Origin of the sequence: Mesorhizobium sp. M0587 (assembly GCF_040320945.1) — a bacterium.
Lineage (GTDB): Bacteria > Pseudomonadota > Alphaproteobacteria > Rhizobiales > Rhizobiaceae > Mesorhizobium.
The window spans coordinates 67,615-89,695 of sequence record NZ_JAMYQP010000011.1; the positions used below are offsets into that span (position 1 = coordinate 67,615).

Sequence of the window (22,081 nt, forward strand, 5' to 3'; positions counted from 1 at the left end):
CACTACTCACTACTGACTCTTCGCCAGAGGCGCCAGAATGGCTGAAACCTCCGTCCGCAACTTCAACATCAACTTCGGCCCGCAACACCCTGCTGCGCATGGTGTTTTGAGGCTGGTTCTTGAGCTCGACGGCGAAGTCGTCGATCGCGTCGATCCGCATATCGGACTTTTGCATCGCGGCACCGAAAAGCTGATCGAGGCAAAAACCTATCTCCAGGCGGTGCCTTATCTCGACCGGCTCGACTATTGCGCGCCGATGAACCAGGAGCATGCCTTCGCGCTGGCCGCGGAGCGCCTGCTCGGCGTCGAGGTGCCGAAGCGCGGCCAGCTGATCCGCGTGCTCTATTGCGAGATCGGCCGCATCATGTCGCACATCCTCAATGTGACGACGCAGGCGATGGACGTCGGTGCGCTGACGCCGCCGCTGTGGGGCTTCGTCGAGCGCGAAAAGCTGATGGTGTTTTATGAGCGCGCCTCCGGCTCGCGCATGCATGCCGCCTATTTCCGGCCCGGCGGCGTCCACCAGGACCTGCCGCAGAAGCTGGTCGAGGACATCGGCAAGTGGATCGATCCGTTCCTGAAGTCGCTGGACGACCTCGACCAGCTGTTGACCGGCAACCGCATCTTCAAGCAGCGCAATGTCGATATCGGCATCGTTTCGCTCGCCGATGCCTGGGCCTGGGGCTTTTCGGGCGTCATGGTGCGCGGCTCGGGATCGCCCTGGGACCTGCGCAAATCGCAGCCCTACGAATGCTATTCGGAACTCGATTTCGACATTCCGATCGGAAAGAACGGCGACTGTTTCGACCGCTATCTCGTGCGCATGGAGGAAATGCGCCAGTCGGCCAAGATCATGCGCCAGTGCGTCGACCTTTTGCTCGGCAAGGAAGGCACCGGCCCGGTGTCGAACCTCGACGGCAAGGTCGTGCCGCCAAAGCGCGCGGCGATGAAGCGCTCGATGGAAGCGCTGATCCATCACTTCAAGCTCTATACCGAGGGCTATCGCGTGCCGGCCGGCGAGGTCTATGCCGCCGTCGAGGCGCCGAAGGGCGAGTTCGGCGTCTATCTGGTCTCCGACGGCACCAACAAACCCTATCGCTGCAAGCTGCGCGCCCCTGGTTTCGCGCATCTGCAAGCCATGGATTTCCTGTGCCGTGGCCACATGCTGGCCGACGTCACCGCCGTCCTCGGTTCCCTCGACATCGTGTTTGGTGAGGTCGATCGCTAAATGTCAGTCCGCCGTCTCGCAGAAGCCAGCGTCCAGCCAGCCTCCTTCGCCTTCAACCGGGCGAACGCGGCCGCGGCGAAGCAATGGATCAAGAAATATCCCAAGGGCCGCGAACAGTCTGCGATCATTCCGCTTTTGATGATAGCTCAGGAGCAGGAAGGCTGGGTCACCAAGGCGGCGATCGAGACGATTTCGGACATGCTCGGCATGCCGCGCATCCGCGGGCTCGAAGTCGCGACCTTCTATACGCAATACCAGCTGAATCCGGTCGGCACGCGCGCGCATATCCAGGTCTGCGGCACCACGCCCTGCATGCTGCGCGGCTCGGAAGCGTTGATGGATGTGTGCCGCTCGAAGATCCATCACGACCAGTTCCACACCAACGACAAGGGCACCTTGTCGTGGGAGGAAGTCGAGTGCCTCGGCGCCTGCGTCAACGCGCCGATGGTCATGGTCTTCAAGGACACGTTCGAGGACCTGACGCCGGAACGGCTGGCCGAGATCATCGATCTTTATGACGCGGGCAAGGGCGCCTCGGTGCCGCCGGGGCCGCAGAACGGCCGCACCGGCTCCGAGCCGGCCTCCGGGCTGACGACGCTGAAGAGCGAAAAGGCGATCCTCAAGTCGACCCGCGAGAAGGAGGCCAGGGAGGCCGCCAAGGCCGCCAAGGCGGCGCCGGACGCGATAATCGCGAAAGTCGCGCAACTGCCGGCCGTTGTCCCTGTCGCCCCGTCGAAGGCCAGCAAGCCGAAAACCGATGCGCCGGAAACCAGCCCGGCGCTGAAATCGCCTTCGCCGGTCAAGGTCGCTCCGGCGACGGAGAAGGCGGCAAGCGTCGCGGCTCCCCGGCATTCGGCCGCCAACGCCAACAAGGCGGCGCCCGAGGTCGAGAAAGTCTCGAAACAGCGCAGCGGCCCCAAGAACAAGGCCGAGCCGGCTTCCGCCTTCAAGTCGCCGGAAACCAAGCTTCCCGCCGCCAAGGCGGAAACCGGAACAAAGAAACCGTCGCTCGAGGACAAGAACCGCCCGGCCGGCATCGCCAGGCCGGCGCTGGTCGACGATCTCAAGCTGATTTCGGGTGTCGGACCGGGAACCGAAGGCATCCTGCATTCCCTTGGCATCTTCACCTTCGCCCAGGTGGCGTCGTGGAAGAAGGCCGAGCGCGAATGGGTGGACGGCTATCTCTCCTTCCACGGCCGCATCGACCGCGAAGACTGGGTCAAGCAGGCCAAGGCGCTCGCCAAGGGCGGCGTCGCCGAATACATCCGCGTCTTCGGCAAGAAACCGGTCTGAGGGACGAAAAATGCTTCAGGACAAAGACCGCATCTTCACCAATATCTATGGCCTGTTCGACAAGTCGCTGGCCGGCGCGATGGCGCGCGGCGCCTGGGACAACACGCCCGGCATCGTCGCCAAGGGGCGCGACTGGATCGTCAACGAGATGAAGGCGTCGGGCCTGCGCGGCCGCGGCGGCGCCGGTTTCCCGACAGGCCTTAAATGGTCGTTCATGCCCAAGCAGAGCGACGGCCGGCCGAGCTACCTGGTCATCAATGCCGATGAATCCGAGCCCGGCACCTGCAAGGACCGCGACATCTTGCGCAACGATCCGCACACGCTGGTCGAGGGGGCGCTGCTCGCCGGCTTCGCCATGGGCGCGGTTGCGGCCTACATCTATGTGCGCGGCGAGTTCATCCGTGAGCGCGAGGCGCTGCAGCGTGCCATCGAGGAGGCCTACGAGGCCAAGCTGATCGGCAAGAACAACACGTCCGGCTATGATTTCGACGTCTATATGCACCACGGCGCCGGCGCCTATATCTGCGGCGAGGAAACGGCGCTGCTCGAAAGCCTCGAAGGCAAGAAGGGCCAGCCCAGGCTGAAGCCGCCATTCCCGGCCAATGTCGGCCTCTATGGCTGCCCGACCACGGTAAACAACGTCGAATCCATCGCGGTGGCGCCGACCATCCTGCGCCGGGGCGCCGCATGGTTCTCGTCCTTCGGCCGGCCCAACAATGTCGGCACCAAGCTGTTCTGCGTCTCCGGCCACGTCAACAATCCGTGCACCGTCGAAGAGGCGATGTCGATCCCGTTCCGCGAGTTGATCGAGACGCATTGCGGCGGCATTCGCGGCGGCTGGGACAATCTGCTGGCGGTCATTCCGGGCGGCGCCTCGGTGCCGCTTGTGCCGGCCGAGCAGATCATCGACGCGCCGATGGATTTCGACGCGCTACGCGACCTCAAATCCGGCCTCGGCACGGCCGCCGTCATCGTCATGGACAAGTCGACCGATGTCGTGAAGGCGATCGCGCGGCTTTCGTACTTCTACAAGCACGAGAGCTGCGGCCAGTGCACGCCGTGCCGCGAGGGCACCGGCTGGATGTGGCGGGTGATGGAACGCTTGGTGCGCGGCGAGGCGCAGAAGCGCGAGATCGACATGCTGCTCGACGTCACCAAGCAGGTCGAGGGCCACACGATCTGCGCGCTGGGCGACGCGGCGGCGTGGCCGATCCAAGGCCTGATGCGGCACTTCCGCGGCGAGGTGGAGCGGCGCATCGACGAGTTTTCGCGCAACGCGCACCGGGCCGAACCGGTGATGGTGGCGGCGGAATAGAATAAATCGGAAATGCGGGCGAAAGCCCGAAGCGTGAAGAACGGGGCGGGGCGAACGAAGAAACGACCAGGAGAACTCTATGGCGCCGTATTCGACACCCCATCCATTGATGCCCAATTTGGACCAGATCGAGAAGATGAACCAGGACCTGACCAGGATGATGCCGAAGGAGATGGCCAGCGCCGTCAACCTTTTCGCGCACCCTGTCGCGGGTGCGGCGGCGATGTCGGCGCTTGGCCTCGGGCTCGCCAACCACGCGCTCGGCGTCTGGATGGGCGCGCTTTCGGGAGCCGCAGAAGCCTCGCAACGGCTGATGCAGCCGATCGTCGATGACTTCGAGGCACGCGTCGAGCGCTTCGACGACACGACCTCTTCCTCGACCAGGGCGCGGGCGGCGGCGAAGACCCTGATCGCCGATGCCCAGTCCTTCGCGAGGGATGTGACCGACATCGCAGCCAAGGAAGCCGTCACAGTGGTGCCGGCGGCGAATGCCGGCCCGGCAGCCGCCGACGTCCCCGATATGCCGATGCCGGAGGATTTCCGCCAGCCAAAGGCCATGGACAGGCCGGAGGAGCCATCGGACCTCAAGGCGATACCAGGCATCGGCCCGAAGCTTGAGAAGGTGCTGAACGGCCTCGGCATCTGGACTTTCGCCCAGATCGCGGCCTGGTCGCCGCAGGAGATCGCCTGGGTCGACGATTATCTGTCGTTCAACGGCCGCATCGGCCGCGACGACTGGACTGCCAAGGCGGCGGCGCTGGCCGCCAAGAAGTGAATGAATTGCCTGGCGCGGTTTCGACCGCGCCGGGAACGAGGAATTGCGGGAAATCCGCAGGGATTTGAGGCGAATGGCAAAGCTCAAGGTCGACGGGAAAGAAATAACGGTACCCGACCACTACACGCTGCTGCAGGCGGCGGAAGACGCTGGCGCGGAAGTGCCGCGCTTCTGTTTCCACGAGCGGCTGTCGATCGCCGGCAATTGCCGCATGTGCCTGATCGAGGTGAAGGGCGGGCCGCCCAAGCCGCAGGCCTCCTGCGCCATGGGCGTGCGCGACCTGCGCCCCGGCCCGAACGGCGAGACGCCGGAAATCTTCACCAACACGCCGATGGTCAAGAAGGCCAGGGAAGGCGTGATGGAATTCCTGCTGATCAACCATCCGCTGGATTGCCCGATCTGCGACCAGGGCGGCGAGTGCGACCTGCAGGACCAGGCGATGGCCTTCGGCGTCGATTCCTCGCGCTATCACGAGAACAAGCGCGCGGTCGAAGACAAGTATATCGGACCGCTGGTCAAGACGGTGATGAACCGCTGCATCCATTGCACGCGCTGCGTCCGCTTCACCACGGAAGTTGCCGGCATTTCCGAGCTCGGCCTGATCGGTCGCGGCGAGGACGCCGAGATCACCACCTATCTCGAACAGGCGATGACCTCGGAGCTGCAGGGCAATGTCATCGATCTCTGCCCGGTCGGCGCGCTGACCTCCAAGCCCTTTGCTTTCCAGGCGCGTCCCTGGGAATTGACCAAGACCGAATCCATCGACGTGATGGACGCCGTCGGTTCGGCGATCCGCGTCGATAGCAGGGGCCGCGAAGTGATGCGCATCCTGCCGCGCATCAACGAGCAGGTGAACGAGGAGTGGATCTCCGACAAGACCCGCTTCATCTGGGACGGCTTGCGCACGCAGCGCCTCGACCGCCCCTATGTGCGCAAGGACGGCAGACTGGTTGCCGCGAGCTGGGCCGAGGCTTTTGCGGCGATCAACGACGCGGTGTCGAAGGCGGCACCCGAGAGGATCGGCGCCATTTCGGGCGATCTCGCCGCGGTCGAGGAAATCTACGCGCTGAAGCTTTTGATGGCTTCGCTCGGCTCGAGGAACACCGACTGCCGCCAGGACGGTGCAGCACTCGATCCGTCGCTCGGACGCGCCAGCTACATCTTCAACCCGACCATCGAAGGCATCGAGCAGGCCGACGCGGTGCTGATCATCGGCGCCAATCCGCGCTTCGAGGCCTCGGTGCTCAACACCCGCATCCGCAAGCGCTGGCGGGTCGGCAATTTGCCGGTCGGCGTCATCGGCGATGTCGGCGATACACGCTACGACTACGAGCAGCTTGGCGCCGGGCCGGAATCGCTGAAGGATCTGGCGGACGGCAATGGCAAGTTCTTCCAGACGCTGAAGAAGGCGACGCACCCGCTTATCATCGTCGGCCAGGGCGCGCTGGCGCGGGGGGATGGCGCGGCCGTGCTCGGCCAGGCCGCCAGGCTAGCCACCGCGATCAACGCCGCCCGTGCCGACTGGAACGGCTTTGCCGTGCTGCACAACGCCGCCGGCCGCGTCGGCGGCCTCGATCTCGGCTTCGTGCCGGGCGAGGGCGGCAAGAATGTCGCCGGCATGCTGGGCGAGACCGACGTTCTGTTCCTGCTCGGCGCCGACGAGATCGAGATGGGCAAGACCGGCGGCGCCTTCGTCGTCTATATCGGCACCCATGGCGACGCCGGCGCGCACCGCGCCAACGTCATCCTGCCGGGCGCCGCCTATACCGAAAAGTCGGGCACCTATGTCAACACGGAAGGGCGCGTGCAGCAGACCAACCGCGCCGGCTTCGCGCCGGGCGATGCCCGCGAGGACTGGGCGATCCTGCGGGCGCTATCGGACGTGCTGGGCAAGAAGCTGCCGTTCGATTCACTGCCGCAGCTGCGCGCGAAACTTTATGGCGAATACCCGCATCTGGCCCGCATCGATCAGGTCGCGGCCGGCAATGCCGAGGATATTACCGGGGTGGCGAAGCTCGGCGGGCGGCTGAACAAGGGCACGTTCACCTCGCCGGTCAAGGATTTCTACCTGACCAACCCGATCGCGCGCGCGTCGGCCGTCATGGCGGAATGCTCGGCATTGGCCAAGAGCGGCTTCAAGCAGGCGGCGGAATAAGCATGGACACCTTCTTTTCCTTCTACGTGCTGCCGGCGCTGCTGATCCTGCTGAAGTCGGTCGTGCTGATCGTCGTGCTCCTGATCTTCGTCGCCTATATCCTCTACGCCGACCGCAAGATCTGGGCGGCGGTGCAATTGCGCCGCGGTCCGAACGTGGTCGGCCCCTGGGGCACGCTGCAGGCCTTCGCCGACCTGTTGAAGTTCGTCTTCAAGGAACCGGTCATTCCGTCCGGCGCCAACAAGGGTGTTTTTCTCCTTGCGCCGCTGGTCTCGGCGGTGCTGGCGATCTCGGCCTGGGCGGTCATTCCGGTCAACCAGGGCTGGGCGATCGCCAACGTCAATGTCGGCATACTCTATGTCTTCGCCATCTCCTCGCTCGAGGTCTACGGCGTGATCATGGGCGGCTGGGCATCCAACTCGAAATATCCGTTCCTCGGCGCGCTGCGTTCGGCAGCGCAGATGGTGTCCTACGAAGTCTCGATCGGCTTCGTCATCGTCACCGTGCTGCTTTGCGTCGGCTCGCTCAACCTGTCCGACATCGTGCTCTCGCAGCAGGACGGGCTCGGCACCAGGCTTGGCCTGCCCAACACCTTCCTCGACTGGCACTGGCTGTCGCTGTTCCCGATGTTCGTCATCTTCTTCATCTCGGCGCTGGCCGAGACGAACCGGCCGCCCTTCGACCTGGTGGAAGCCGAATCGGAACTGGTCGCCGGCCACATGGTCGAATATTCGTCGACGCCGTTCCTGCTGTTCTTCCTCGGCGAATATGTCGCCATCGTGCTGATGTGCGCGCTGGCCACCATCCTGTTCCTCGGCGGCTGGCTGCCGCCCTTCAACTTCGCGCCCTTCACCTGGGTGCCGGGGCTGATCTGGTTCGTACTCAAGGTCTGCGTGGTGTTCTTCATGATCTCCATGGTGAAGGCATTCGTGCCGCGCTACCGCTACGACCAGCTGATGCGGCTCGGCTGGAAGGTCTTCCTGCCGATCTCGCTGTTCATGGTGGTCGCCACCGCAGCCTTCCTCAAGATCACGGGGTTTGCGTGATGTCCGCTCTGTCCCAAGCCGCAAAATCGCTGCTTTTGCAGGATTTCGTCAGCGCCTTCTTCCTGTCGATGCGCCAGTTCTTCGCGCCGAAGGAGACGATCAACTATCCGCACGAGAAGGGGCCGATCAGCCCGCGCTTCCGTGGCGAGCATGCGCTGCGCCGTTATCCCAATGGCGAGGAACGCTGCATCGCCTGCAAATTGTGCGAGGCGATCTGCCCGGCGCAAGCCATCACCATCGAGGCCGGTCCGCGCCGAAACGACGGCACGCGCCGCACGGTGCGCTACGACATCGACATGGTGAAGTGCATCTATTGCGGCTTCTGCCAGGAAGCCTGCCCGGTCGACGCCATCGTCGAGGGGCCGAATTTTGAATTCGCGACGGAGACGCGCGAGGAACTCTATTACGACAAGGACAGGCTGTTGGCGAATGGCGACCGGTGGGAGCGCGAACTGGCGCGCAACATCTCGCTTGATGCGCCGTACCGCTGATATTTGACGGATGGACGAGGCGAGGGGCCTCGTCCAGAGGATGATCGCGAAAAGTTGCGGACTTTTCGGACAAGATCGTGCTCCGGAATTCACAGTGGTCCATGTTTCTTTCGATCGGGTCTTTCAACCCGATCGAAACATGGGCTAGGAACACGAAACTTGCGGCCGGAGGCGGCGGCAAAAATCAAACAGGACGGTTGTCCTGTTTGGACAGGAATCCGGGGGATCCCCAATGCTGAGTGGACTAGAGGCGGCTTTTTTCTACCTCTTCGCCTTTGTCGCGGTGGCATCGGCGTTCATGGTCATTTCATCGCGCAACCCCGTCCATTCGGTGCTGTTCCTGATCCTGACCTTCTTCAACGCCGCCGGCCTGTTCATGCTGACCGGCGCCGAGTTCCTGGCGATGATCCTGCTCGTCGTCTATGTCGGCGCGGTGATGGTGCTGTTCCTCTTCGTCGTGATGATGCTCGACGTCGATTTCGCCGAGATGAAGGAAGGCGCCCTGCAATACGCTCCGATCGGCGCGCTGGTCGGGCTGATCCTGGCGGCGGAGCTGATCGTCGTGCTGGGCGGCTATACATTCGCGCCGCAGCTGGCCTCGACCGTATCGAAACCCATCCCGGATCTCGCCGCGCGGACAAATACGGCCGCACTCGGCGACATTCTCTATACCGACTACCTCTACTACTTCCAGATTTCGGGCCTCATCCTGCTGGTCGCCATGATCGGCGCCATCGTGCTGACGTTGCGTCACAAGGAAGGGGTCAAGCGGCAGTCGATCGCAGCCCAGGTCGGCCGCACCGCGGCGACCGGCATGGAAATCCGCAAGGTCAAGTCGGGCGAAGGAGTCTGAGATGGTCGTCGGCATCGCACATTATCTGACCGTATCGGCGATCCTGTTCACGCTCGGCGTGTTCGGCATCTTCCTGAACCGCAAGAACGTCATCGTCATCCTGATGTCGATCGAATTGATCCTGCTTGCGGTCAACATCAATTTCGTCGCCTTTTCGGCGGCTCTCGGCGATCTGGTCGGCCAGGTGTTCGCGCTGTTCGTGCTGACGGTCGCGGCGGCCGAGGCGGCCATCGGACTTGCCATTCTCGTCGTCTTCTTCCGCAACCGCGGCTCGATCGCGGTCGAAGACGTGAACATGATGAAGGGTTGACGGAACCACCATGTATCAGGCCATCGTCTTCCTTCCGCTGCTCGGCTTCCTGATCGTCGGCCTGTTCGGCACGTCGCTCGGCGCCAAGGCGTCCGAATACATCACCTCGGGCTTCCTGGTGATCGCGGCCGTGCTGTCGTGGATCGCCTTCTTCACCGTCGGCTTCGGCCATGGCGAGGTGTTCACCGTGCCGGTGCTGCGCTGGATCGAGTCGGGCGGGCTCGAAGCATCCTGGGCGCTCCGCATCGACACGCTGACGGTGGTGATGCTGGTGGTGGTCAACACGGTGTCGGCGCTGGTCCACATCTATTCGATCGGCTACATGCACCACGACCCGAACCGGCCGCGCTTCTTCGCCTATCTGTCGCTGTTCACCTTCGCCATGCTGATGCTGGTGACGGCCGACAATCTGGTGCAGATGTTCTTCGGCTGGGAAGGGGTGGGCCTCGCCTCCTACCTGCTGATCGGCTTCTGGTACAAGAAGCCGTCGGCCAACGCCGCCGCCATCAAGGCGTTCGTCGTCAACCGCGTCGGCGATTTCGGTTTCGCGCTCGGCATCTTCGGCGTGTTCGTGCTGTTCGGCTCGGTCAATCTCGGCACCATCTTCGCCAATGCGGCGACGTTCATCCCGGCTGAAGGCGCCCCGCAAGGTGCCACGGTGCTGACCTTCCTCGGCTATGCGCTCGACAAGCAGGCGGCAATGACGGTCGTCTGCCTGCTCCTGTTCATGGGCGCCATGGGCAAGTCGGCGCAGGTGCCGCTGCATACCTGGCTACCGGACGCCATGGAAGGTCCGACGCCGGTCTCCGCGCTGATCCATGCCGCCACCATGGTGACGGCCGGCGTGTTCATGCTGGCGCGGCTGTCGCCGCTGTTCGAGCTGTCGCATTCGGCGCTGACGGTGGTGACCTTCATCGGCGCCTTCACCGCCTTCTTCGCGGCGACCGTCGGCCTGGTCCAGAACGACATCAAGCGCGTCATCGCCTATTCGACCTGCTCGCAGCTCGGCTACATGTTCGTGGCGCTCGGCGTCGGCGCCTACGGTGCCGCGATCTTCCACCTGTTCACGCATGCTTTCTTCAAGGCGCTGCTGTTCCTCGGCTCGGGCTCGGTCATCCATGCCGTTTCCGACGAGCAGGACATGCGCAGGATGGGCGGCCTCAGGAGACTGATCCCGACCACCTACTGGATGATGGTGATCGGCACGCTGGCGCTGACCGGCGTCGGCATTCCGGTGACGGTCATCGGCACCGCCGGCTTCTTCTCCAAGGACGCCATTATCGAAAGCGCCTTTGCCAGCCACAACTCGGTCGCCGCCCTTGCCTTCGTGCTCCTGGTCGTCGCCGCCTGCTTCACCTCCTTCTATTCCTGGCGGCTGATCTTCATGACTTTCCACGGCCAGCCGCGGGCGAGCCACGAGGTGATGCACCACGTCCATGAATCGCCGCCGGTTATGCTGGTGCCGCTGTTCATCCTGGCTGCGGGCGCGCTGTTTGCTGGCATCATCTTCCACGGCGCCTTCATCGGCGAAGGCTACGCCGAATTCTGGAAAGCCTCGCTGTTCACGTTGCCGGACAACCATATCCTGCACGAGATTCACGAATTGCCGCTGTGGGTCGAACTGGCGCCGTTCGTCGCCATGCTGATTGGTTTTGCGATCGCCTGGCAGTTCTATATCCGGGCGCCGGAGATGCCGAAAAACCTGGCCGCACAGCATCGCGGGCTCTACGCCTTCCTGCTCAACAAGTGGTATTTCGACGAGCTCTACGACTTCCTGTTCGTGCGGCCCGCCAAGCGCCTCGGCCATTTCCTGTGGAAGACCGGCGACGGCACCGTCATCGACGGCCTCGGGCCGGACGGCATCTCGGCGCGGGTCGTCGACGTCACCAACCGCGTCGTCAAGCTGCAGACCGGCTATCTCTATCACTATGCCTTCGCCATGCTGATCGGCGTTGCCGCATTCGTCACCTGGATGATGCTCTGATGACCGCCTGGCCAATCCTCTCGCTGGTCACCTTCCTACCGCTGGTTGGTGTGCTGCTCATCCTGTTCATCAACGACGACAGCGAAAACGCGCGCCGCAACATCCGCGCCATAGCGCTGCTGACGACGACGTTCACGTTCATCATCTCGCTGTTCATCTGGACCGGTTTCGACAATTCGGAGGCCGGCTTCCAGTTCGTTGAGAAGGTCGCCTGGCTCGACTCCGGCATTTCCTACCATATGGGCGTGGACGGCATTTCGATGCTGTTCGTCATCCTGACGACGTTCCTGATGCCGCTCTGCATCCTGGCGTCGTGGGAAGCGATCGAGAAGCGCGTCAAGGCTTACATGATCGCCTTCCTGCTGCTCGAAACGCTGATGATCGGCGTGTTCTGCGCGCTCGACATCGTGCTGTTCTACGTCTTCTTCGAGGCCGGCCTGATCCCGATGTTCATCATCATCGGCGTCTGGGGCGGCAAGCGGCGCGTCTATGCCTCGTTCAAATTCTTCCTCTACACGCTCGCCGGCTCGGTGCTGATGCTGCTCGCCATCATGGCGATGTTCTACCAGTCCGGCACGACCGATATTCCGACGCTTTTGACGCACAACTTCCCGGCCAACATGCAGACATGGTTATGGCTCGCCTTCTTCGCCTCTTTCGCGGTGAAGATGCCGATGTGGCCGGTGCACACCTGGCTGCCGGACGCGCATGTCGAGGCACCGACGGCCGGCTCGGTGATCCTGGCCGCCATCCTGTTGAAGATGGGCGGATACGGTTTCCTGCGGTTCTCCTTGCCGATGTTCCCGCTGGCGTCAGAGATGTTCGCGCCGCTGGTCTTTGCGCTGTCGGTCGTCGCCATCATCTACACCTCGCTGGTGGCGCTGATGCAGGAGGACATGAAGAAGCTGATCGCCTATTCGTCGGTCGCCCATATGGGTTTCGTGACCATGGGCATCTTCGCCATGAACCAGGAAGGCGTGCAGGGCGCCATCTTCCAGATGCTCAGCCATGGCCTCGTCTCGGGCGCGCTGTTCCTGTGCGTCGGCGTCATCTACGACCGCATGCACACGCGTGAGATCGCCGCCTATGGCGGCCTGGTCAACAACATGCCGAAATACGCCACCGTGTTCCTGATCTTTACCATGGCCAATGTCGGCCTGCCGGGCACCAGCGGCTTCGTCGGCGAATTCCTGACCATGCTCGGCGTGTTCCGGGTCAACACCTGGGTGGCGTTCTTCGCCGCCACCGGCGTCATCCTGTCGGCCGCCTACGCGCTGTGGCTCTATCGCCGGGTGATCTTCGGGGCGCTGACCAAGGACAGCCTCAAGGGCCTGCTCGACCTGTCGACGCGCGAGAAGGCGATCATCTATCCGCTGGTCGTGCTGGTCATCTTCTTCGGCGTCTATCCCGCCCCCGTCTTCGACGCGACGGCCCAGTCGGTCAAGTCGCTCGTCACCAATGTCACCGCATCGATCGGCGCCGCGCAGACCGCGGCGGCGAACTGACCAGAGGGGTTTTGCGAACCATGACGCCGGACCTTCTCTCCAGCCTGTCGCTCTCGACGCCCGAGCTGATCCTTGCCATCGGCGCGCTCGCGCTGCTGATGGTCGGCGCCTATTCGCGGGCCAACACCGCCAACACGGTGACCGGCCTTGCCGTCGCCGCGCTGGTGATATCAGGCGCCTGGCTGATCTTCTCCACCGGGCAGGGCAGCGCCTACGGCAACGCCTTCATCCAGGATTCCTTCTCCCGGTTCATGAAGCTGCTGTCGCTGGTCGGCTCGGCGGTAACGCTGGTCATGTCGATGCGCTTTGCCAAGGCGGAGCGTTTCGACAAGTTCGAATATCCGGTGCTGATCCTTTTGAGCACGCTCGGCATGATGCTGATGATCTCGGCCAACGGCATGATCGGGCTCTATCTCGGCCTCGAATTGCAGTCGCTGGCGATCTATGTGGTGTGCGCGATCAACCGCGAGAACCTGCGTTCGACCGAGGCCGGCCTGAAATACTTCGTCCTGGGCGCGCTGTCGTCGGGCATGCTGCTCTACGGCATCAGCCTGGTCTATGGCTATACCGGCAATACCGGCTTCCAGGAGATCGCGACGGCGCTCGGCAGCGGCGAGCGCCAGCTTGGCTTGGTCTTCGGTCTCGTCTTCGTGCTGGCCGGCCTCGCCTTCAAGATCTCGGCGGTGCCATTCCACATGTGGACGCCCGATGTCTACGAGGGCGCGCCGACGCCGGTGACCGCTTTCCTGGCGGCGGCACCCAAGATGGCGGCGATGGCGCTGATCGTTCGCGTCACCATGGGCGCGTTCAAGCCGATCGCTGCCGACTGGCAGCAGATCATCGTCTTCATTTCGATCGCCTCGATGGCGCTCGGCGCTTTCGCGGCGATCGGCCAGACCAACATCAAGCGGCTGATGGCCTATTCCTCGATCGGCCATATGGGCTACGCTCTGGTCGGCCTTGCCGCCAACAGCCAGGCCGGCGTGCGCGGCGTCGCCATCTACATGCTGATCTACCTGGTGATGACGCTCGGCACCTTCGCCTTCATCCTCGCCATGCGCCGCAAGGAAGGCAATGTCGAGCAGATCAGCGACTTGGCCGGCCTGTCCTCGACCAACCCGATCATGGCGACGATCCTGACCATCCTGATGTTCTCGCTGGCCGGCATTCCGCCGCTCGCCGGGTTCTGGGGGAAGTGGTACGTGTTCCTCGCCGCCATCAACGCCAATCTCTACGCGCTGGCGATCATCGGCGTGCTGGCCTCGGTGGTGGGCGCCTATTATTACCTGCGCATCATCAAGATCATGTGGTTCGACGAACCGGTCGGCGGCTTCGTGCCGATGGCTAGCGAATTGCGCCTCGTACTCGGCGTCTCCGGCGCTTTCGTGCTGTTCTATGTGCTGATCGGCGGGCCGATCGGCACTTACGCCGAAGCCGCCGCCAAGACATTCTTCTGACGGCATGGCATTTCGGCTGGCTCCAACCGCGGCGTCGGAAGGGTTCCGGCTCGAGGCTCATGACAGCGTCGGCTCGACAAATGCGCTGGCGCTGGACCACGCCCGGGCAGGCGACCCGGGCAGATTGTGGGTCGTTTCCAAGAAGCAGGAGAGCGGGCGCGGGCGGCGCGGCCGCGTCTGGGCGACGCCCGAGGGCAATCTGGCGGCGACGCTGCTCGTCCTCACCGGCGGCGAGCTTCGCCTGGCCGCGACGCTCGGTTTCGTCGCCGGCCTGGCGCTGGCCGATGCGCTCGACGCCGTGGTGCCGAAGGGGCGGATCGCCATCGGCCTCGACGGCGGCAGTGAGGGCAAGAACCGTTTCGAGCTGAAATGGCCGAACGACGTGCTTGCCTCCGGCGCCAAACTCGCCGGCATCCTGCTGGAATCGGCGGTCCTCGAAGGCGGCCGTTTCGCGGTGGCGGTCGGTATCGGCGTCAATGTTGTGGCATATCCCGAGGATTTACCGTATCCCGCGACATCGCTTCACGCTTTGGGCGCCGCTTGCGACGCCGAAACGCTGTTCCTGGCGCTATCGGATGCCTGGAGCGAGAACGCCCGATTGTGGGATGAAGGGCGCGGGCTTGCCGCCGTCAGGCGGCGCTGGCTGGCACGCGCGGCAGGCCTTGGCGGCGAGGTTGCTGTCAGAATTGACGGTAATGTGGTGCGTGGGGTGTTTGAAACCATTGACGAGGACTGTCGTTTCGTGATTCGCGACGATGAGGGTTCGGTTTTGACGATCGCCGCCGGCGACGTGCATTTCGGCGCGGTCGCGTCTGCCCGGGTCTAGAAGTGGTTGCGTGTTTGATTGAAACACGGAGCCGCTCCAACTGATTGTTTTTGCGCAATTCCGGACGGAAAACCGTTACACGCTTTTCCTGGAATTGCTTTAACGGCTTGGCCTGAGGGCCAGGAAGGAAAAAATCATGGCGAAAGCTGACAACGCCGAACTCGTCTTCGTGCCGCTCGGCGGCGTCGGCGAAATCGGTATGAACTTCGCCCTCTATGGCTACGGCCCGCCCAGCGCGCGCGAGTGGATCGTCATCGATGTCGGCGTCACCTTTCCCGACGCTGTGCATCCGGGCGTCGACCTGATCCTGCCCGATACGCGCTTCATCGAGGAGAACCTCGCCAATCTGCGCGGCATCATCATCACCCATGCGCATGAGGACCATTACGGCGCGCTGCTCGACACCTGGCCGAAGCTGAAGGCGCCGGTATGGATGACGCCGTTCAGCGCTGGCTTGCTGGATGCGAAGCGCCAAGGCGAGCAGGGCGCGCCGAAAATCCCGGTGACGATCTACAAAGCGGGCGAGAAATTCACCGTCGGCCCGTTCGAGATCGAGGCCATTCCGGTGGCGCATTCGATCCCCGAGCCGATGTCGCTGGCGATCACGTCGCCGGCAGGCACCGTCATCCATACCGGCGACTGGAAGATCGATCCGGAACCGACGATCGGCCCGAAAACCGACGAGGCGCGCTTTCGCGCCTATGGCGACAAGGGCGTGCTGGCGCTGGTCTGCGATTCGACCAATGCGCTGCGGGAAGGGGAGTCGCCCTCGGAAGTCGCGGTCGGCGAGGGCCTCAAGGGCGTCATCCAGGCCGCCAAGGGCCGCGTCGCCGTCACCACTTTCTCCTCCAATGTCGGGCGCATCGTTTCCATCGCCAGGGCGGCGCGGGATGCCGGCCGCCAGTGCCTGGTGCTCGGCCGCTCGCTGAAGCGCGTCATCGATGTCGCCGATGAACTTGGGTACATGGATGGCCTGCCGGAGTTCATCGCCGAGGAGGATTTTGGCTTCATCCCGCGCGAGAACCTGGTCATCATCTGCACCGGCAGCCAGGGCGAGCCGCTGGCCGCCCTTGCCAAGCTGTCGCGCGACGAGATGAAGTCTGTGTCGCTGACGGCAGGCGACACGGTGGTGTTCTCCTCGCGCACCATTCCCGGCAATGAGAGGGCGATCCTCGAGATCAAGAACCGTCTCATCGATCTCGGCATCAAGATCATCGAGGACGGTGATGCGCTGGTGCATGTCTCCGGGCATCCGCGGCGCAGCGAATTGCGCAAGATGTACGAATGGGTGCGGCCGCAGATCGGCGTTCCCGTGCATGGCGAGGCGGCGCATCTGGTGGCGCAGGGATCGCTGATGTCGACCTCCGGCATCGGCCAGGTGGCGCAGGTGCGCGACGGCGACATGCTGAGGCTCGCTCCCGGCCCAGCCACCATCATCGACCAGGTGCCGTTCGGCCGTGTCTACAAGGACGGCAATCTGATCGGCACCGACCAGTCCATGGGCATACGCGACCGGCGCAAGCTGTCGTTCGCCGGTCATGTCGCGGTCAACGTCGTGCTTGACGAGAAGTATGAGCTTGCCGGCGACCCCGATCTGGTCGCCATCGGCGTCGCCGAGGCGGATAGCCGCGGCGAGACGCTGGAGGACCTGATGATCGATGCGGCAATCGGCGCCGTGGACTCGATCCCCCGTCAGCGCCGAAAAGACCTCGACCTCGTGCAAGAGGCGGTCCGGCGCGCGGTGCGCGGCGCCGCCAACGAAGCCTGGGGCAAGAAACCGCTGGTGACGGTGTTCGTCACGAGGTGACGAACAGGGAATAGGGGAATAGGGCAGTAAGGCAGTAGGGGAGTAGGAAAGAGCAAACAGCGTTGAGCTCCCCACCTTTCGACTTGTTTTTCCCTACTGCCCTACTGCCCTATTGCCTTACTGCCCTGAGGAAAACCATGCTCGGACGTCTGAACCATGTCGCGCTTGCGGTGCCGGACCTGGCGGCGGCCGTCGCTGCCTATCGCAACACGCTCGGCGCCGAGGTGAGCGAACCGCGGGCGCTGCCGGAGCATGGCGTGACCGTGGTGTTCGTCAATGTCGGCAACACCAAGATCGAACTGCTGGAGCCCTTGGGCGAGGGTTCGCCGATTGCCGCCTTCCTGGAGAAAAACCCATCGGGCGGCATGCATCATCTCTGCTATGAGGTCGACGACATCCTGGCCGCGCGCGACCGGCTCAAGGCCGCTGGCGCCCGCGTGTTGGGCGACGGTAACCCGAAGACCGGCGCGCATGGCAAACCTGTGCTGTTCCTGCACCCCAAGGATTTCTTCGGCACGCTGATCGAACTGGAGCAATCATGAGCTGGGTTTCGTTCACGGCCCTGTTTTTCGCGACCTGGTGGGTGGTGCTGTTTACCGTGCTGCCCTTCAGCGTCAGGACGCAGGACGACGATCACGACGTGACGCTTGGCACCGTTCCCAGCGCGCCGCGCGGGCCGCATATGCTGCGCGCCGTGATCCGCACAACCATCGCCACGGCGGTCCTCATGGGCATTTTTTACGGCCTGACGCATGGGTTGGGATACAGCCTCAACGACATCCCGCACATCGTGCCGGATTTCGGCCAGACCCCGCCGAAGTAAACCGCCGGACAAAGGCATTTTCATAGAGCGATTTGTACATCGGAGCAGAGCGGACCCGGTCCGGACTGGCGCTGCTGTTTCTGGCCAGCCGCCGCTGACGCTGGGTAATGTAATCCTGCAACTCGCGGCGCTAAGCGGATGATTGCACAAAAAAAATGCAAGGCACGAGGCCTTGCAATTAAACGCGTCCGATCTGTTTCCGTTTCCCGGCGGCAGCGAGTAACCGCGCCTAGATCGCATCCTCCCAAGACTTTGACCGCGTAGGAGGGCAGATTTTTCTCCGCCCTCTCGGTTATCGCGGCACACTAGCCTAAGGCGAATGAAAATGTCACGAAGAATTTTGCCTCGAAACAGGCATTCTCGTGCTGCACTGCACAATAGTACGGCAGGCTTTGCTTCCGAAACGCCCAGTAGAGATGACCGGGCCTTTTCGGCCTCGACGAAAAAGGGCCTGGGCAGAAAGATTGAGGCCAGGGCCGAAAGAAGTTCGGCGCACCGGACTGGTGGCGAGGCGGGGCGGAAGGCCGACGGAATCCGGCGCGGAGGCTCGAGTGTGACGGCGTGGCCGGGTTCCCATTCGGTCATGAAATGGCTATGAAGCCGGGGCAAGCAAGCCTGCGTCGCGCCGATTCTGGTGCGGCCATCCTCACCCACGGACCAGTCCATGCGTTTGTCGCGTTATTTCCTGCCCATCCTCAAAGAGAATCCGCGCGAGGCCGAGATCGTCTCGCATCGGCTGATGCTGCGCGCGGGCATGATCCGCCAGCAGGGGCAAGGCAGTTTTTCCTGGCTGCCGCTCGGCAAGCGGGTGCTGGACAAGGTCTGCCAGATCATCCGCGAGGAGCAGAACCGCGCCGGCGCGCTGGAAATCCTGATGCCGACCATCCAGTCGGCCGACCTGTGGCGCGAAAGCGGCCGCTACAACGACTATGGCAAAGAGATGCTGCGCATCAAGGACCGCCAGGACCGTGACATGCTCTACGGGCCGACCAACGAGGAGATGGTCACCGAGATATTCCGCGCCTATGTGAAATCCTACAAGGATTTGCCGCTCAACCTCTATCACATCCAGTGGAAATTCCGCGACGAAGTGCGGCCGCGCTTCGGCGTCATGCGTTCGCGCGAATTCCTGATGAAGGATGCCTATTCCTTCGATCTCGACTTCGAGGGCGCCAGAGCGGCCTATAACAGGATGTTCGTCTCCTACCTCAGGACGTTTACGCGCATGGGCCTGCAAGCGATCCCGATGCGGGCCGATACCGGGCCGATCGGCGGCGATCTCAGCCACGAATTCATCATCCTGGCCGATACCGGCGAGAGCCAGGTTTTCTGCCATCGCGACTATCTCTCGCTCGACGTGCCCGGCGCCAGCACCGACTTCGCCAACGACGCCGAGATCGCCGGCATCGTCAAGACGTGGACGACGCCCTACGCCGCCACCGACGAGATGCATGACGAGGCGGCCTGGGCAACGATCGGCGAAAGCGACAAGGTCTCGGCGCGCGGCATCGAGGTCGGCCACATCTTCCATTTCGGCGACAAATATTCCAAGCCGATGGGCGCCAAGGTGACCGGGCCCGACGGCAAGGATCATTTCGTCTCCGGCGGCTCCTACGGCATCGGGCCGTCCAGGCTGGTCGCGGCGATCATCGAAGCCAGCCATGACGAAAACGGCATCATCTGGCCGGACGCCGTGGCGCCGTTCGACATTGGGCTCATCAACATGAAGGTGGGCGACGCCGACTGCGACCGCGTCTGCGACGAACTCCATGCCGCCTTCGCCGCCGCCGGCAAGGATGTGCTTTACGACGACACCGACCAGCGCCCGGGCGGCAAGTTCGCCACCGCCGACCTGATCGGCCTGCCCTGGCAAGTGATCGTCGGGCCGCGCGGCGTGGCCGCCGGCGAGATCGAGATCAAGAATCGCAGGACCGGCGAGCGCGAGACGCTGCCGCTCGCGGACGCGAAAAAGCGCTTCGGTACCGCCGCATGAACGAGGCGGTGGCGGCAAGATCGGCGGGCGCCGGACCCTTTTCCATCTTCGAGCGCACGGTTGCGTGGCGCTACCTGCGCTCGCGCCGCAAGGAGACGGTGATCTCGGTGATCGCCTCGATCTCGTTCCTCGGCATCATGCTGGGGGTCGCGACGCTGATCGTGGTCATGGCGGTGATGAACGGATTCCGCGCCGAGCTTTTGACGCGCATCCTTGGCGTCAACGGCCATCTGATCGTGCAGCCGCTCGATTCGCCGCTCGAGGATTACGCCCAGGTCGCCGGCCGCATCAACGGCGTGCCCGGCGTCAAATACGCCCTGCCGCTGATCGATGGCCAGGTGCTGGCGCAAGGCAATGTCGGCGGCGGCAGCGGTGCGCTGGTGCGCGGCATACGCGGCGAGGACCTCGGCAAGATCGCCATCGTGGCCAGCAACATCAAGCAAGGCACGATCGCCGATTTCGATACCGGCGAGGGCGTTGCCATCGGCAAGCGCATGGCCGAGAATCTCGGCCTGGCGCTTGGCGACACCATCACCTTGATCTCGCCCGACGGCGACGTGACGCCGCTCGGCACCACGCCGCGCATGAAGGGCTACAAGATCGCGGCGATCTTCGAAGTCGGCATGTCGGAATATGACAGTTCCATCGTCTACATGCCGTTCTCGGAGGCGCAGCTTTATTTCAACATGGACGGAAGGGCGCAGACGATCGAGATTTATGTCGACAATCCCGACGATGTCGACGCGCTGAAACCGAAGGTGGAGGAGGCGGCGCAGCGGCCCATCGACCTGGTCGACTGGCGACAGCGCAACGAGACCTTCTTTTCCGCCCTTCAGGTCGAGCGCAACGTCATGTTCATGATCCTGACGCTGATCGTGCTGGTGGCGGCGCTGAACATCATTTCCGGCCTGGTCATGCTGGTGAAGGACAAGGGGCACGACATCGCCATCCTGCGCACCATGGGCGCCACGCGCGGCGCCATCCTGCGTATCTTCCTGATGACGGGGGCCGCGATCGGCGTCACCGGCACCATCGCCGGCGTCCTGCTCGGCATCGTCATCTGCCTCAACATCGAATCGATCCGCGAGTTCTTCTCCTGGATGACCGGCAAGGTGCTGTTCAATCCCGAGCTTTATTTCCTCAGCCAGCTGCCGGCGAAGATGGATCCGCGCGAAACCACCTATGTCGTCATCATGGCGCTCGGCCTGTCCTTCCTGGCAACGGTGTTTCCGGCATGGCGGGCGGCCCGCCTCGATCCTGTCGAAGCCTTGAGGTACGAGTGATGGCCGAGGCCATTATCGAGCTGAAGAGCGTCGAGCGGCACTATGTGCAGGGGCCGCGCAAGCTCACCATTCTCAACGGCGCCGATTTCTCGCTGAAGCGCGGCGAGATGGTGGCGCTGGTGGCGCCGTCCGGCACCGGCAAGTCGACGCTGCTGCACACGGCCGGCCTGCTGGAACGCCCCGATGCCGGCGACGTGATCCTGTCGGGCCGCGCCTGCGGGCGGCTCTCCGACGACGAGCGCACCTCGATCCGCCGCAACGACGTCGGTTTCGTCTACCAGTTCCATCATCTGCTGCCCGAGTTTACGGCGCTGGAAAACATCATGATGCCGCAGCTCATCAAGGGGCTGCCGCGCAAGGAGGCGGCCGAACGCGCGGTGCAACTGCTCGACTACATGCAAATCGGCAAGCGCGCCTCGCACCGGCCGTCGGAACTTTCCGGCGGCGAGCAGCAGCGGGTGGCGATCGCCCGTGCGGTCGCCAACGCACCGCTGGTGCTGCTGGCCGACGAGCCGACCGGCAATCTCGACCCGGTCACCGCCTCCTACGTGTTCGAGGCGCTGGAGGCGCTGGTGCGGCAATCGGGCCTCGCGGCGCTGATCGCCACCCATAATCACCAGCTGGCATCGCGCATGGACCGGCGCATAACGCTTGCCGACGGCAAGGTGGTGCCGCTCGGTTCGGGCTGACCTCCAGTCCAGATATGTCTGGCGGGCTGCCCCGACATTCGTCGCGCCGGCCATCAACCCTTCCTTAACCCTGCCGATCCGATCGCCCGAGGATTCCGGCCGCGGCCGGAATTTGGCCATTGACATTAGCACAAAAATAGAACAAAATACGAACATACAAACAACAGGAGAGAGTTATGACCGATCTGGTTCAGGATGTCGTCTCGCTTGTCTGCATGAGCACCTTTCTCATTTCCATGGCCATCTGG

General features: G+C 63.5%; 19 protein-coding genes. All 19 read left to right on the forward strand.

What is annotated here, in order from left to right:
* The first annotated feature begins 37 nt into the window (after positions 1 to 37).
* Complete coding sequence (locus NKI49_RS12935; protein ID WP_027025972.1) at positions 38 to 1,228, forward strand: NADH-quinone oxidoreductase subunit D; 1,191 nt, start codon at positions 38 to 40, stop codon at positions 1,226 to 1,228.
* On the forward strand, positions 1,229 to 2,521 hold the full coding sequence (locus tag NKI49_RS12940) for an NADH-quinone oxidoreductase subunit E (protein WP_352597886.1): 1,293 nt from the start codon (positions 1,229 to 1,231) through the stop codon (positions 2,519 to 2,521). It begins immediately after the preceding gene.
* Between the two features lie 10 nt (positions 2,522 to 2,531).
* The gene (nuoF, locus tag NKI49_RS12945; protein ID WP_352597887.1) at positions 2,532 to 3,836 is read left to right on the forward strand and encodes an NADH-quinone oxidoreductase subunit NuoF; all 1,305 of its coding nucleotides are present in this window, start codon (positions 2,532 to 2,534) and stop codon (positions 3,834 to 3,836) included.
* 79 nt (positions 3,837 to 3,915) lie between these two features.
* Positions 3,916 to 4,611, forward strand: a complete 696-nt coding sequence (locus NKI49_RS12950; RefSeq protein ID WP_352597888.1) for a helix-hairpin-helix domain-containing protein — start codon at positions 3,916 to 3,918, stop codon at positions 4,609 to 4,611.
* A gap of 73 nt (positions 4,612 to 4,684) precedes the next feature.
* Positions 4,685 to 6,766: an NADH-quinone oxidoreductase subunit NuoG gene (nuoG, locus tag NKI49_RS12955; protein WP_352597889.1), complete on the forward strand. Its 2,082-nt coding sequence runs from the start codon at positions 4,685 to 4,687 to the stop codon at positions 6,764 to 6,766.
* Between the two features lie 2 nt (positions 6,767 to 6,768).
* Positions 6,769 to 7,812 (forward strand): NADH-quinone oxidoreductase subunit NuoH, encoded by a 1,044-nt coding sequence (gene nuoH, locus NKI49_RS12960; RefSeq protein WP_027025977.1) that lies wholly within the window; start codon positions 6,769 to 6,771, stop codon positions 7,810 to 7,812.
* Positions 7,812 to 8,303: an NADH-quinone oxidoreductase subunit NuoI gene (gene nuoI, locus NKI49_RS12965; RefSeq protein WP_027025978.1), complete on the forward strand. Its 492-nt coding sequence runs from the start codon at positions 7,812 to 7,814 to the stop codon at positions 8,301 to 8,303. Before nuoH ends, nuoI begins: the two co-directional genes overlap by 1 nt.
* A gap of 232 nt (positions 8,304 to 8,535) precedes the next feature.
* Positions 8,536 to 9,156 (forward strand): NADH-quinone oxidoreductase subunit J, encoded by a 621-nt coding sequence (locus tag NKI49_RS12970; RefSeq protein WP_027025979.1) that lies wholly within the window; start codon positions 8,536 to 8,538, stop codon positions 9,154 to 9,156.
* A gap of 1 nt (position 9,157) precedes the next feature.
* On the forward strand, positions 9,158 to 9,466 hold the full coding sequence (gene nuoK / locus NKI49_RS12975; RefSeq protein ID WP_027025980.1) for an NADH-quinone oxidoreductase subunit NuoK: 309 nt from the start codon (positions 9,158 to 9,160) through the stop codon (positions 9,464 to 9,466).
* 10 nt (positions 9,467 to 9,476) lie between these two features.
* The gene (gene nuoL, locus NKI49_RS12980; RefSeq protein WP_352597890.1) at positions 9,477 to 11,450 is read left to right on the forward strand and encodes an NADH-quinone oxidoreductase subunit L; all 1,974 of its coding nucleotides are present in this window, start codon (positions 9,477 to 9,479) and stop codon (positions 11,448 to 11,450) included.
* Positions 11,450 to 12,955, forward strand: coding sequence for an NADH-quinone oxidoreductase subunit M (locus tag NKI49_RS12985; RefSeq protein ID WP_352597891.1), 1,506 nt, complete (start codon positions 11,450 to 11,452; stop codon positions 12,953 to 12,955). The genes nuoL and NKI49_RS12985 overlap by 1 nt, the downstream gene beginning before the upstream one ends.
* 20 nt (positions 12,956 to 12,975) lie before the next feature.
* On the forward strand, positions 12,976 to 14,412 hold the full coding sequence (gene nuoN, locus NKI49_RS12990; RefSeq protein ID WP_352597892.1) for an NADH-quinone oxidoreductase subunit NuoN: 1,437 nt from the start codon (positions 12,976 to 12,978) through the stop codon (positions 14,410 to 14,412).
* Positions 14,413 to 14,416: 4 nt separating this feature from the next.
* Positions 14,417 to 15,238, forward strand: a complete 822-nt coding sequence (locus NKI49_RS12995) for a biotin--[acetyl-CoA-carboxylase] ligase (protein ID WP_352597893.1) — start codon at positions 14,417 to 14,419, stop codon at positions 15,236 to 15,238.
* A 136-nt stretch (positions 15,239 to 15,374) separates the two neighbouring features.
* Positions 15,375 to 17,045 carry a ribonuclease J gene (locus NKI49_RS13000; RefSeq protein ID WP_352597894.1) on the forward strand — a complete coding sequence of 557 codons (1,671 nt, stop codon included), beginning with the start codon at positions 15,375 to 15,377 and terminating at the stop codon, positions 17,043 to 17,045.
* Between the two features lie 137 nt (positions 17,046 to 17,182).
* Entirely contained in the window at positions 17,183 to 17,587 is a 405-nt protein-coding gene (gene mce / locus NKI49_RS13005) for a methylmalonyl-CoA epimerase (RefSeq protein ID WP_352597895.1), read from the forward strand.
* Positions 17,584 to 17,868, forward strand: a complete 285-nt coding sequence (locus NKI49_RS13010; protein WP_352597896.1) for a DUF1467 family protein — start codon at positions 17,584 to 17,586, stop codon at positions 17,866 to 17,868. The genes mce and NKI49_RS13010 overlap by 4 nt, the downstream gene beginning before the upstream one ends.
* A 664-nt stretch (positions 17,869 to 18,532) precedes the next feature.
* On the forward strand, positions 18,533 to 19,861 hold the full coding sequence (gene proS / locus NKI49_RS13015; RefSeq protein WP_352597897.1) for a proline--tRNA ligase: 1,329 nt from the start codon (positions 18,533 to 18,535) through the stop codon (positions 19,859 to 19,861).
* Positions 19,858 to 21,144: a lipoprotein-releasing ABC transporter permease subunit gene (locus NKI49_RS13020; RefSeq protein WP_352597898.1), complete on the forward strand. Its 1,287-nt coding sequence runs from the start codon at positions 19,858 to 19,860 to the stop codon at positions 21,142 to 21,144. The genes proS and NKI49_RS13020 overlap by 4 nt, the downstream gene beginning before the upstream one ends.
* Positions 21,141 to 21,833 carry an ABC transporter ATP-binding protein gene (locus tag NKI49_RS13025; protein WP_352597899.1) on the forward strand — a complete coding sequence of 231 codons (693 nt, stop codon included), beginning with the start codon at positions 21,141 to 21,143 and terminating at the stop codon, positions 21,831 to 21,833. Before NKI49_RS13020 ends, NKI49_RS13025 begins: the two co-directional genes overlap by 4 nt.
* Positions 21,834 to 22,081: the final 248 nt, after the last annotated feature.